This window comes from Arthrobacter sp. Dra40 (assembly GCF_059091905.1).
Genome location: NZ_JBNHHB010000155.1, coordinates 1 through 12,071, shown reverse-complemented (window position 1 = coordinate 12,071; position 12,071 = coordinate 1). Strand labels below are relative to the sequence as shown.

Below are 12,071 nucleotides of genomic sequence, written 5' to 3'. Positions count from 1 at the left end.
ACCAGCCAGGGCAGGCTGAATCCCTGCAGCACCAAGGTTCCGCCCACTACGGCCAGGGCGGCGAGGACGAGAACCTGGCGGTGGGGTATGTCCTGCGGCAGGACCAGGGCTGCTGCCAGGGTCACCACGCCGCGCATCCCGGCCCACGAGACAACGGCGGGTACCTGCCAGCCCGGCGCCGGGTCCGATCGTCTGATCCGCGGGACCAGGCGCGGGAGGTAAATGGTGGGAAATACCCAGACCGGGCGCAGGACCAGTACTGACAGGAGCACCACCGCGCAGGTCCACCAGGCGCGCCCGATACCGAGCGGGTCAGCGTTCGCGGCATCGATGATCGATCGCACCTGCAGCCCGATCAGCAGGAAGACGGAATTTTCCAGCAGGAACTGTACGGTGGCCCAGTTGCTGCGCTGGCTCAACCGGGATGCACCGCCGGGCATGGCGGGACTCCGAGTGCCGATGATCAGTCCGGCGACGACCACCGCCAGGACGCCGGAGGCATGGATTGCCTCGGCCGGGATGAACGCCACGAAGGGAGCGGCCAGCGACATTGAGGTGTTAATGGCTACATTGCGCACCCTCCTGCGGATCTGCAGCAGCAGCCAGGCAGCAGCCGCTCCGGCCGCCGCTCCGCCGGCCACCGCGAGCAGGAACTCCAGTCCGATCTGCAGCAGGGTGACACTGCCGGCTATCGCGGCAATCGAGGCCCGGAGTAGGACCAGTGCTGTTGCATCGTTGACTAGCGACTCGCCCTCAAGGATGTTCACGATCCGCCGCGGCATGCCCACCCGCCGGGCGATCGACGTGGCGGCCACGGCGTCGGGTGGCGCGACCACGGCGCCGAGGGCAAACGCGGCCGGCAGCGGGACGTCGGGCAGCAGCCACCAGACCACCAGTCCGATGGTGACGGTACCGAAGATCACGTAGCCGACCGAGAGCAGTCCGATCGACCGCTTGTTGGCCTGGAACTCCACCACCGAGGTGCGCAGTGCTGCCGCATAGAGCAGCGGCGGCAGGACCCCGATCAGGACGATGTCCGGGATCAGGACCACCGGTGGAATGAAGGGCAGATAGGAGCCCGCAACGCCGGCCAGCACCAGCAGGAGCGGGACGGAGACTTTCAACCGGCGGCCGAGCGCGCTGACCGCGCAAACCACAACCACCAGGGCCAGCAGACTGACAGCGACGTCCATGAACCAATTCTGGCAGGATGCTCCGGTCAGCGGTGCGTGCGCAGGAATTCCGCGGCCGGGTGCGCCAGCGAGGCTCCGGCGTCGTCGTCGGCGGCGCGCTTGAGCCCCTTGACAGCGAAGGAATGGTCGCCGCCTTCCTGCCAGGCGAGCGTCGCGTTGGGCCCGATCCGCGCCACCACGGCCTCAAGCAGCGCCGGGGTGGCGAAGGCGTCGCCGGTCCCTGCAGGAAGAGCACGGCAGGTCCATTCCGTAGAGGTGCTCGTCGCGGAGCTTGTCCGGCTTGCCCGGCGGGTGCAGCGGATAGCCGAGGTAGACCAGCCCGGCTGCGGGAATGTTCTCGGCTGCGGAGGCAGAACTCCCGGAGTTCCTGCGCCCGTCTGGTGAGTCGGGCATGGTGCACGCGGGCGGTGACGACGTAGGCGGCGGGACCGCGTCTTTTATTGGTACGGCGATCAAGCGGATGATCCAAAGTTCGCCACAAACGTTCTAGGCGATGCCCGAGCTGCTGCCAGGCGACTTCGCACCCTTACTGACACAATCGAGCATCCGTCTCGAGGCGCGCCCCCCTCTTAGCTGGATCTACACAATGCGCTTTTGGCTCTTAGCGCGGACGATGCACCGATTGGTCTTCGATGATTCAGCTGTGAACAGGCTCGTCGACGACGAAACCCCTATCCATTGGGAATGGCCGCGGACATTGAGCGGCCGTGTTGGTGATCCTCTCCCGCAGGGTGTAGCTGCTCCACCTCATGCACAGGATGGCCCATGCCCGCAGGCCCATCAGTTCCCCCGTCGTCCGGCGATCAAGCCGGCCCACGAGTGGCTCGCGACGTCGTCGGCTCGAAGGAAAACGTAGGCGCTCCGAGACCAAGCGCACCGCAGGCCCCCCATGGCCCGAATGACCCGCCTGCTTGCACGGATCGCCGGGCTCCCGCTCAGACGTTAAACCGGAACTCCACCACGTTCTGTGGCTGAATAGCCTTATTGTCATCCTTACTGTGATCACGGCCGCCCCCTCGCGGTTGGAGTATCGAGATAGTGCGCGCGGTCTCCGGCATGGAAAGCGGCGGAAGTGCACAGCAATTCCTGTGCGACTTCAAGTAGGCCTACCGCCGACGAAGTGCTGGCATTATTGTCGAGTCCCGGCATTGCCCGGAGGCGCTAAGGAGTGCCTACTGGTGGGAGGAGCTCGAACCACCGATATAGCTTGCCGCGAGGCTGTCTCCACCCTCGAAATTGCGCCTGTCATAGGCAGCGGCAGGCGAGGCTCCAGCTAATAACCATTGGAGGCAACATGTTCGCTCGAGTCAGCACTTACCGAGGCAGCCAGGACACTTCCAGCGGACCCCCGGAGGATATCGTCAAGCGGGTGCTGGAACTCCCCGGCTGCCGGGGCTTCTATTTCATGAACGGAAAGGGGAACGGCAAATCCTTGTCCATCGCACTATACGACACGGAGGAAAACCTGACTGCAAGCAAGGAAATGGCGAGCAGCCTTCGCTCTGAGGCAAGTAACTCCCTAACGCTGGAGATCCTTGAAGTCGAAGAGTACGAAGTCGCCACCGACAAGCTCAACGACTGAGCGCATGCATTCAGCCGGTCGGATGCGGCACGTCCCGTAGCCGACCTGGTATGGGCAATGCCGATGAGGATCACGCCCTGAGCCTAAGCGTTTCCCAAGCGCCCCGAGCAAACCACCGCCGCCGTCGAGGCCGCGCTGGCGGCGAGGACGATTTTCGCGCCCTTCCTGGCAAACGAAGGGCTGTGGCGGTAGCCCGGCAGCGCCTGCCTCTGCGCTCCCAGGTGAACGATTCGTTAAAGCCCTCGTGCAAATTCGTCAACCGCTTACACCGGGCCGAACACTGCCGCCAGAGTCGTCGAAGCGTCTTCTATTCGTAGAACTCGAAGCGCGGCTCGCCCTGGACTCCGGCCCGCTGCATCGCATCTTTCAGTTGCGGGAGGATCGTGAAGGCGCGGGCCTTGTCGACGGAATCGAAGTAGCGGGAGCACGAGAACGTTGTTCGGGTCGTCGACCATTCGGTGCACGGACTCGCTGGTTACCTCGGCGAATTCCTGCATGTCTGCCACGGAATCGTAGACCTTTCGCCAGTCGTCGTAGTCGGCGACGCGGTGCAGTATGAGTAAGAGTGCCATTGCGTGCTCCAAGGGTTGGATCGGGTTTGCGCGCCATCCACGGGAGTAGGGGCTGCTGGACAAGATTCGAACTACGCCTCAGCATTCATACCGGGTAGGGGCTGGCGAGGATTCCGCCGCCGCGGGCGTCGAGGGGACTGTTCTCGGGCACTGGGACAGCCGATAGCCACTGCCCTAGCGCGGCCGAAGGGCACCCTGACGCGACCTTATTCGACCATGGATTCACAGGCACCAAGCGTGAGCGTCCTGGACTGGAAACGGCGCTGGCCGCGTGCCGCGCCCGGGATACTCTCTCCGTGAGCAAGCTTGATCGTCTCGCCCGTTCCCTGCCCGATGCTTAGTGACATCGCTGACGAGCTCACCCGCAAAGGGTGGCCTTGAACCTTGGCGGCAGTATCTACGATCCCCACGACCCAGTGGGTGAACTCCTCTTCACCGTCCTGGGGATGGCGGCAGAGTTCGAAGCCGACCTGATCCCTGCCGGGACCCGGGAGGGGATAGCCGTGGCCAAGCCAAAGGCCGGCTCCGGGGGAAGAAGCCGAACTCCCCAAAGCCCGAGAGTCCCACCTGGTCAGGCTCCACTGGGATGGCGCACACACCACGACCGAGATCGGCGAACTCTTCGGCGTCGCCCGTTCAACGCGCTACCGAGCCATCCAGCGCGCACCCCAGCCCCTGTGACTCAGAGCGCCATCTACCGATCTCAGAATGCCGCCAAAGAACGACCAAACCACACGCCTGCTGTCTGTGTCCAGCGGGACGGACTTGCACGCTCGTCTCGAGTTTGGCGGCAGCGACCAGAAAACTGAAATCAAGCGACATTACACATTAAACCTAAATTCCACCACGTTCCATCAAAGAGAATGCTCTGCCCGTCACTACGCACTCATCATCTGCCCCATCCCCTCGGGCGAGAATCCGGGGCAACAGCACAGCCGCAACCCCGTTCGTTCCTAGCCGTCCAGGTCCAGTTCCATGGTGACCGCCACGCAGACGCCGGCAAGGCCGCACTCCGGGCAGTCAGTCCGAGCCGCCGGTCTGCTGTTCGTGCCGCCAGTACCCTGCGATAGCGCCGAGCCGACCAATGTCTTGGGCCGCCCCGGACGATGACTTCGAGTATGCAGTCCAGCAAATCGGCCTCCACACGATGGCGATGGTCTACTAGCACAAAGAAAGCACGGAGCTCATGCGACAGCAAAGCCGCGAGAGTTGGGAACGGAGTCAGCTGTTCAGAGCGTCGACGCCAAATTCAAGTCCTCCCTTCCGAGCGTGAGCCGCGGAGGCCTGTTGCAGACGACCGAACTGAACCTGACTCGCAAAGCCTTTCGCTACGAGATCGAATAGCAGCACTAGGCTGTCATCTTGTTCGCCAGTTCGTGCTTCTCCGGGGTGACCTCCACCGGCAGGTTTGGCCTGACATTGTTGTCGAACCAGGCGTCGTGCTGCGTGGCCGCCTCCCAAATTTCCACAACGGTCATCCCGCCTTCGCTCTCATAGGCGTAATGGGCGTTGAATCCGGGGGCGGCCATGAGTTTGTCCCCAAGAGCGGCGGCGATTCCTTCGTACTGTTCCCGGGTCAGGCCGGGCACAAGGCTTTGGACCAGAACAGTCATGGCGGACTCCTTTGTAGGCGACTGCCGGCCGGGCGGACGGATCCCGCGGACAGAGCCGGCACAGCCGAAGCCTACGCCGGTAGCGGAGGCTGCGACAGGGCTGAGTTCTGCCCCGTGGGGCTGCGCTGACTCCGTCGTACACAGGGGGTCACAACAGGAAGTTACTTTCGGGGAAAAGTGACTGGCTCGCCTCAACTCAGGACAGGCCGATTCCCGTTTTAAACCGGGCCCAAGCGCAGGGCGGGAGGGCTGGAGGCCACCCTTCGGATGGCACTTTGGTGGGTCGTCCTGCTCGCCGGTTGCAGGAAGACCGCAGGCGAGGGATAAGGCTCTCCATCCATGAAAAACGATGCGTCAAACTTTCGGGGCGGGGGGCTCGCTCACCTCAGCGTTCTAACCGTCCGGCACATGGTCTGGCACTGGAACATTGGCCAGTCATTCCTTGTGCTCCGAAATGTTGGCGGCATCATCTTGACTAGTCGGGGTGACCGCAAAAGCGCATGGCCGCCAAGAACACGGGATCTTAGCGGTTATCGCTAACGGTCTCAGGGAGATCAGGGACTATACATTAAACCTAAACTCGACCACATCGCCGTCGGCCATCACATAGTCCTTGCCTTCGATCCGCACCTTGCCGCGGGACTTGGCCTCCGCCATCGACCCTGCGTCAATCAGGTCGGCGAACGAAACCACTTCGGCCTTGATGAAACCCCGTTGGAAGTCCGAGTGGATGACGCCGGCAGCCTGCGGTGCGGTGTCGCCCCGGTTGATGGTCCAGGCTCGCGCTTCCTTCGGCCCAGCCGTCAGGTAGGTCTGCAGGCCCAGGGTGTGGAAGCCGACCCTCGCCAGCTGGTCCAGCCCGGATTCGTCCTGGCCGTTCATCTCCAGCATCTCGCGGGCTTCTTCCTCGTCCAGTTCCACGAGGTCCGCTTCCAGCTTGGCATCCAAAAAGACGCAGTCGGCCGGCTCCACCAGCGCGCGCAGTTCGGCCTGGCGCTCCGGGCTGGCCAGCACGGCGTCGTCCACGTTGAACACATAGATGAACGGCTTGGCGGTGAGCAGGCTCAGTTCCTTGAGGTTCTCCACGTCCAGCTTGTCGCTCTCCACCGAAGCGAAAACGGTGTCGCCACGCTCCAGCACCGCCTGGGCCGCCTGCATGGCAGCCAGCTCGGCGGCGTCGCGCTTCTTGATCTTGACTTCCTTCTCCACCCGCGGAATGGCCTTCTCCAAGGTCTGCAGGTCGGCCAGGATCAGCTCGGTGTTGATCGTCTCCATGTCCGAGCGCGGGTCCACCTTGCCGTCCACGTGCACTACGTCGGGGTCGTCGAAGACGCGGATGACCTGGGCAATTGCCTGTGCCTCGCGGATGTTGGCCAGGAACTGGTTGCCCAGCCCTTCACCTTCGGACGCGCCCTTGACGATGCCGGCGATGTCCACGAAGGACACGGTTGCCGGGAGGATCCGCTGCGACCCGAAGATCCCCGCCAGCTTCTCCAGCCGGGGGTCCGGCAAGGAAACCACGCCGACGTTCGGCTCGATGGTGGCGAACGGGTAGTTCGCCGCGAGCACGTTGTTGCGGGTCAGCGCGTTAAAGAGAGTTGATTTGCCGACGTTGGGCAGTCCGACGATGCCAATAGTTAGAGCCACGGTAGTCAAGGATACCGTGGCCGGGACACAAGGACCGGCGTTCCCTGTTTTGTCCGAGGCAGCTGGCATCGTGAAGGCATGGATGCATCGCATGTACTTCTCGCTCTTCTGGCCTTGTTCGTTGGCGCCGCGGCCGGAGCCGTGGCCGTGGCTGTCCTTTTCCGCCGCCGTCTGGCGGATCTGCAGGACGCTTCAAAGCACGACGGCGACCGGCTGGCAGAGCTCTCTGCCCGCCTCGCCGGGGTGGAGGCGGAGCGCCGGATGCTCGCCGAGCAGAACAGGCAGCTCTCCGCCCAGGATGAGCAAGAGAACACGGTGCTGCGTGCCCTGATCCCTGTCGGGGAGAAGCTCAAGCTGGTCCAGCAGCAAGTCAGTCTGCTGGAACGGGACCGGGTGGAGCAGTTTGGTCAGCTCGCCGAGCAGCTGCGCGCAGCCCAGCGCAGTGACGAGGCTCTGATGCGTTCCACGCAAACGCTCGCCTCCGCGTTGCAGTCCAACTCCGCCCGCGGCCAGTGGGGCGAGGTGCAACTGCGCCGGGTCGTGGAAGCGGCCGGCATGCTCCCCCATGTGGATTTTGACGAGCAGGTCCATCTGGCCGGCGCGGACCGGACCGGCCGCCCGGACATGCTGATCCGGCTGCCCGGCGGAAAGTCCATCGTCGCGGACGCCAAGGTACCGCTGCGGGCCTACCTTCAGGCCCAGGAGATTCCGGTGGCCGCATCGGCCGCCGAGCAGCAGCAACGTGTCCATCTGCTGGCGGCCCACGCCAAGGCGGTGCGCGGACATGTGGATGCTTTGGCGGGTCGCAAGTATTGGGAGCAGCTGCAGGCCTCACCCGAGTTGGTGCTGTGTTTCCTGCCCTCGGAAGCGGTGCTGTCCGCCGCCCTGCATGCTGATCCGGGTCTGCTGGACCATGCGTTTGCCCGCAGCGTTGCGTTGGTCTCCCCCGTCTCGCTGCTGGCCACGCTGAAGTCGGTGGCGTTTACCTGGCGGCAGGAGGTCCTCAAGGACAACGCACGCGAGATCTTCGACCTGTCCCGGCAACTCTACGAGCGGCTCGGAACGCTGGGCGAGCACGTGACGCGGCTGGGTTCCTCGCTGAAGAGCTCGGTCGAGCGGTACAACTCGTTCGTCGGCACCTTGGAGTCGCGGGTGCTGCCGACCGCCCGGAAGATCAATGCCTTCGACGCCACGGTGCTGGAGGAACCCGCGGCGCCGGCAGCCTTGGAAAATACGCCCCGGTTGCTGTCGGCCCCGGAGCTGATCGAAAACAGGGATCCGGCCGCCTAGCGCGCCGGTTCCGATTCCTCCGCGCCGCGGCCCCGAGCACCCGCCCGGGGTCGCGGCCTTGCCGCTTTAGCTTGTCGGGCGGGTGACCCTGCCGCCGAGGCCGCGCGATTCATCGCCGCGTTCCTTGAGCGTGGCACGCAGTTCCTTCGGCAAGGAGAACAGAATGTCCTCTTGGGCGGTGACCACTTCCTCCACCTCGCCGTAGCCGTAGTCGGCCAACAGGCTCAAGACCTCGCGCACCAGCACCTCCGGCACGGAGGCGCCCGAGGTCACGCCGACACTGGCCACGCCCTCGAACCAGGACTCGTCCACCTGATTGGCGAAATCCACCCGGTAGGCCACTTTGGCACCGTATTCCAAGGCGACCTCCACCAGCCGGACGGAGTTGGAGGAGTTCGCAGAGCCGACCACAATCACCAGGTCCGATTGCGGTGCGATCTTCTTGATCGCCGCCTGGCGGTTGGAGGTGGCGTAGCAGATGTCATCGCTGGGCGGATCCTGCAGGGCCGGGAAGCGTTCGCGCAGGATGGAGACGATTTCCAATGTCTCGTCGACAGAGAGCGTCGTCTGCGAGAGCCAGATCAGTTTGTTCGGGTCGCGCACCTGCACAGTCCGCGCCTCGTCCGGGTTGTTGACGATCGTGGTGTGGTCGGGGGCTTCGCCGTAGGTCCCTTCGACTTCTTCGTGCCCCTCGTGACCAATCAGGAGGATCTCGTTGCCGTCGCGGGCGAACCGCACGGCTTCGCGGTGCACCTTGGTGACCAGCGGGCAGGTGGCATCAATGGTGCGCAGCTGCCGGTCCGCGGCAGACTGCACAACGGCGGGGCTAACTCCGTGTGCTGAGAAGACGACCAGCGCTCCTTCCGGAACCTCGTCCGTCTCTTCAACGAAGATGGCGCCCTTCTCCTCCAACGTGGACACCACATGCACATTGTGGACGATCTGCTTGCGCACATAGACCGGAGGACCGTAGTGCTCCAGCGCCTTTTCGACGGCGATCACGGCACGGTCCACGCCGGCACAGTATCCGCGGGGGGCTGCCAGCAGCACCTTCTTGTCGCCGTCCACTGGCGTGGCTGACGCGATCTCATCAGGAGTACGTCGCTTGCGGGGAACGGTAGGCATGGAGAGGGAGACTGCTGTACTGGCCATGCCTCTATGCTAGCCCGTGGCCTTCTTCCGCCGGTCCCCGCCCAGCAGGGCCCGCAGGGTGAGACCAGCCACGGCAATCACCAGTCCGGCGCCGGCAAAAACGGCAGCCCACGAGCGGAAATCAGCCACGGCCAGTCCGGCCAGCCTCCCCACGAACGTGACGGCAAGCTCGCTGTTGCCCGCCGCGCCCTCGGCCAAAGGCGGCACCTGACCGGCCGCCAGCCAGAGCATGCCGCCCAGCAATGCCGTGCCAATACCGGCCCAAGCCAGTGCCGTGGTGGAGCGGCGTGCGGCCAGCAGCATCAGCACCAACGCGGCGGCCGCAGCCAGCGCCGCTACCCACCACTGCGCGGCCAGGTCTTGCCAGAATGTCAGCAGGCCCGCGGTCTTGGCGGAGCCCAGCGGGACCAGGACCCGGTCCGGGACCGGAAGACTGGTGCCGAGAGCGTCCGCTACCCGCGTAACCGCCAGGCCCATGATGGGAGCAATATCCAGGGTGATCCCGGCTTCCGACGCCGTCGTTCCGGAAAACGTCAGGGTGTGCGAGTTGGCCAGGGTTTCATTCAGCGCCTCAGGAAAACCATCCAGCTCAGTGACCGCCCCAGCGGTCCGCTCGACGATGGGGCGCATCAACTCCTGCAGACCTGCCGGCAGGCCTGCAGTTCCGGCAACTTCTTCCGTTACCGCGGAGGCAAGCGCTGCGCGGAATTCAGCATCGCTGCCAAGCGGTGCAGCCAGCGACACAAACCCGTCGCGGTCAAACACCCGTTGATTTGCCCACGCTCCGACGAGTGCGGCGCCTGCAAGAAGCACAGCCAGAAGCCCGCACAGCATGGCCAGCAATGCGCGCACTGCTACCTCCGTCCTCGGCGTTCATCAGGTGGTTCGGCGGTGCCCCGCGAGCCCTGCGTCATTTGTACCTAGTACAACAGAGAATCCGAATGACAGGGATAGCTGGTAAGAATGTAGAGTCTTCGGCAGCCGCCGGAAGCACACGGAAGCACACTGCCGGAGGGGGCACTTCATGGAGTCAGGCGGGGTCCAAGGCGCGGACACCGGGAAGTCGACCCTGCCCCCGACTGCCAACCAAACGACGGCGGAGAACCCGTGGCCGCTGCGGATGCTCTCCCAGAAGCTCAAGATGCACATCGACCGCGTGCCGCCGACCTGGGTTGAGGGCCAAGTGATTGAGCTCAATCGCCGGAACTCGACGACCTACCTGACGTTGCGGGACACCGACGCCGAGGCATCGTTCAGCCTGGTGGTCTGGGGCAGCGTGATGGCACGTTTGGAGATGCCGCTCGAACCGGGGTCGCGCGTCGTGGCGCAGATCAAGCCGGACCTTTACATCAAGACCGGGCGGCTGACCATGCAGACCCGCGACATCCGGCCGGTGGGGCTCGGAGATTTGCTGGTGAGGCTGGAGCGGCTGCGCCGGGCGCTGGCCGCCGAAGGCCTGTTCGACCCGTCGCGCAAGCAGCGCCTGCCGCTGCTGCCACACCGCATCGGCCTCATCACCGGCCGGGATTCCGACGCCATGAAGGACGTCATCCGGAATGCCTCGCTGCGCTGGCCTGCCGTCGAATTCGAGGTGCGCGAGGTTGCCGTCCAAGGCGTGAACGCGGTGGCCCAGGTGATGCGGGCACTCGCGGAGCTCGACGCCCGCCAGGACGTGGATGTCATCGTCATCGCCCGCGGTGGCGGCTCGCTGGAAGATCTTCTGCCCTTCAGCAACGAAGACCTGGTCCGTGCCGTGGCTGCGGCGGCCACTCCGATTGTCAGTGCTATCGGACACGAAGCAGACCGTCCGTTGCTGGACGACGTTGCCGACCTGCGCGCCTCGACACCCACGGATGCAGCCAAGCGCATCGTCCCGGAAGTCAGCGAGGAACTGCACCGGATCGGCCAGGCCCGTGCCATGCTGGCCCGGCGGGTGGAGCAACTGGTCCATCGCGAATCCGAACGGCTGGCCACCCTGCGAAGCCGTCCGGTGATGGCGAATCCAGCCGGCATGGTGGATGTCCGGGCGGACGATCTCCACCGGCTCATCTCACGGGCCCATCAAGCGGTCTCCGCGGCCGTGCACCGGGATACGGACCGGATTGCCCATCTCAAAGCGCAGGTACGTGCGCTTTCGCCTCAGAACACGCTGGACCGCGGCTATGCCGTAGCCCAACTGCCGGATGGCCACGTGCTGCGCGATGCAGCCGACGCTCCCCCCGGAACCCGGCTGCGTCTCCGCCTCGCGGTCGGCGAGGTCGCCGCCGAAACACTCCCCTGACGCCGCTCCCGAAATCCCACGAGCACCAACAAAATGATTGCACCGAAAGCGAGAACCCGATGACAGAGCAGCCAGCAGTGCCGGCCGATGTCGCGTCCTTGTCCTATGAACAGGCACGCGAAGAGCTGGTAGCCGTTGTCAGCCAGTTGGAAGCCGGCGGCGCCAGCCTAGAGCAGTCCCTGGCGCTGTGGGAACGCGGCGAAGCGCTGGCCGCCCGCTGTGAGGCCTGGCTGGAAGGCGCGCGGCAACGTTTGGACGCCGCCCGCAGCGCGACCAACGCCGGAGAGTCGCCGGTCAGTGCCGGCAGTGCCGGCAGTCCTGCATCCCCGGTCTCCCCGCTCTAGCCGCCCGGCACGCCCACAGGAAGGGCCGCCACAGCGCGGACGCCTGCCTCGCGTTGCCGCCGTTCCGGCCGCGGCTACGAGTCGGCGAGCCGGGCCTTTTCCGCGGCGACGTCGAAGTGGGCCGGTGGCCACTGCGGGTCGATGGCTTCCAACGCCTGCAGCAAAAGCTCCTGCACGGCAATCCGCGCGTACCACTTGTTGTCCGCCGGCACGACGAACCACGGCGCATCGGCTGTGCTGGTCCGGTCCAGCATCACTTGATAGGCCTGTCGGTATTCGTCCCAGAGGCGGCGTTCGTCCACATCACCCGGATCGTACTTCCAGTATTTGTCCGCCCGGTCCATCCGCTCAAACAACCGCTTGCCTTGTTCGACCTTGCCCAGATGCAGCATGACTT

General features: G+C 64.8%; 12 protein-coding genes and 1 pseudogene. 5 read left to right on the top strand and 8 right to left on the bottom strand.

Features of this window, described 5'->3' with window-relative positions:
• The 3 genes from AC5RWT_RS28655 to AC5RWT_RS28645 all read right to left on the bottom strand — a co-directional run.
• Positions 1–1,193 (bottom strand): cation:proton antiporter (locus AC5RWT_RS28655; protein WP_494083149.1); only part of this gene is annotated, 1,193 nt, incomplete at its 3' end.
• Between the two features lie 26 nt (positions 1,194–1,219).
• Positions 1,220–1,372 (bottom strand): hypothetical protein, encoded by a 153-nt coding sequence (locus tag AC5RWT_RS28650; RefSeq protein ID WP_494046041.1) that lies wholly within the window; start codon positions 1,370–1,372, stop codon positions 1,220–1,222.
• Between the two features lie 4 nt (positions 1,373–1,376).
• Complete coding sequence (locus AC5RWT_RS28645; RefSeq protein WP_494083148.1) at positions 1,377–1,586, bottom strand: alpha/beta family hydrolase; 210 nt, start codon at positions 1,584–1,586, stop codon at positions 1,377–1,379.
• A gap of 901 nt (positions 1,587–2,487) precedes the next feature.
• On the opposite strand from AC5RWT_RS28645, the gene AC5RWT_RS28640 reads away from it, so the two are divergent.
• Complete coding sequence (locus AC5RWT_RS28640) at positions 2,488–2,775, top strand: hypothetical protein (RefSeq protein WP_494046039.1); 288 nt, start codon at positions 2,488–2,490, stop codon at positions 2,773–2,775.
• Positions 2,776–3,448: 673 nt separating this feature from the next.
• Positions 3,449–4,156 (top strand): annotated as a pseudogene (locus tag AC5RWT_RS28635) (recombinase family protein).
• 540 nt (positions 4,157–4,696) lie between these two features.
• Here the strand turns inward: AC5RWT_RS28635 and AC5RWT_RS28630 are convergent.
• Complete coding sequence (locus AC5RWT_RS28630; RefSeq protein ID WP_494083147.1) at positions 4,697–4,960, bottom strand: hypothetical protein; 264 nt, start codon at positions 4,958–4,960, stop codon at positions 4,697–4,699.
• Between the two features lie 561 nt (positions 4,961–5,521).
• Complete coding sequence (gene ychF / locus AC5RWT_RS28625) at positions 5,522–6,607, bottom strand: redox-regulated ATPase YchF (protein WP_494046036.1); 1,086 nt, start codon at positions 6,605–6,607, stop codon at positions 5,522–5,524.
• A 78-nt stretch (positions 6,608–6,685) separates the two neighbouring features.
• Here ychF and AC5RWT_RS28620 point away from each other — a divergent pair, with 78 nt between their 5' ends.
• Positions 6,686–7,897: a DNA recombination protein RmuC gene (locus AC5RWT_RS28620; RefSeq protein ID WP_494083146.1), complete on the top strand. Its 1,212-nt coding sequence runs from the start codon at positions 6,686–6,688 to the stop codon at positions 7,895–7,897.
• A 66-nt stretch (positions 7,898–7,963) separates the two neighbouring features.
• On the opposite strand, the gene AC5RWT_RS28615 is transcribed toward AC5RWT_RS28620, so the two are convergent.
• On the bottom strand, positions 7,964–9,049 hold the full coding sequence (locus AC5RWT_RS28615) for a 4-hydroxy-3-methylbut-2-enyl diphosphate reductase (RefSeq protein ID WP_494083145.1): 1,086 nt from the start codon (positions 9,047–9,049) through the stop codon (positions 7,964–7,966).
• A 9-nt stretch (positions 9,050–9,058) separates the two neighbouring features.
• The gene (locus AC5RWT_RS28610) at positions 9,059–9,901 is read right to left on the bottom strand and encodes a hypothetical protein (RefSeq protein ID WP_494083144.1); all 843 of its coding nucleotides are present in this window, start codon (positions 9,899–9,901) and stop codon (positions 9,059–9,061) included.
• A gap of 172 nt (positions 9,902–10,073) precedes the next feature.
• Here AC5RWT_RS28610 and xseA point away from each other — a divergent pair, with 172 nt between their 5' ends.
• Both xseA and AC5RWT_RS28600 read left to right on the top strand, forming a co-directional pair.
• Entirely contained in the window at positions 10,074–11,330 is a 1,257-nt protein-coding gene (xseA, locus tag AC5RWT_RS28605; protein WP_494083143.1) for an exodeoxyribonuclease VII large subunit, read from the top strand.
• 59 nt (positions 11,331–11,389) lie between these two features.
• Positions 11,390–11,674, top strand: a complete 285-nt coding sequence (locus tag AC5RWT_RS28600) for an exodeoxyribonuclease VII small subunit (RefSeq protein ID WP_494046031.1) — start codon at positions 11,390–11,392, stop codon at positions 11,672–11,674.
• Positions 11,675–11,748: 74 nt separating this feature from the next.
• On the opposite strand, the gene AC5RWT_RS28595 is transcribed toward AC5RWT_RS28600, so the two are convergent.
• The coding region (locus tag AC5RWT_RS28595; protein WP_494083142.1) for a polyphosphate kinase 2 family protein at positions 11,749–12,071 on the bottom strand (323 nt) is incomplete at its 5' end.

What these genes read in the sequence shown, in the direction of transcription:
- xseA (WP_494083143.1), top strand. Translation starts at nt 10,074, where the DNA reads ATGGAGTCAGGCGGGGTCCAAGGCGCGGACACCGGGAAGTCGACCCTG.
- AC5RWT_RS28645 (WP_494083148.1), bottom strand. Translation starts at nt 1,586, where the DNA reads ATGCCCGACTCACCAGACGGGCGCAGGAACTCCGGGAGTTCTGCCTCC.
- AC5RWT_RS28600 (WP_494046031.1), top strand. Translation starts at nt 11,390, where the DNA reads ATGACAGAGCAGCCAGCAGTGCCGGCCGATGTCGCGTCCTTGTCCTAT.
- AC5RWT_RS28615 (WP_494083145.1), bottom strand. Translation starts at nt 9,049, where the DNA reads ATGGCCAGTACAGCAGTCTCCCTCTCCATGCCTACCGTTCCCCGCAAG.
- AC5RWT_RS28620 (WP_494083146.1), top strand. Translation starts at nt 6,686, where the DNA reads ATGGATGCATCGCATGTACTTCTCGCTCTTCTGGCCTTGTTCGTTGGC.
- AC5RWT_RS28630 (WP_494083147.1), bottom strand. Translation starts at nt 4,960, where the DNA reads ATGACTGTTCTGGTCCAAAGCCTTGTGCCCGGCCTGACCCGGGAACAG.
- AC5RWT_RS28640 (WP_494046039.1), top strand. Translation starts at nt 2,488, where the DNA reads ATGTTCGCTCGAGTCAGCACTTACCGAGGCAGCCAGGACACTTCCAGC.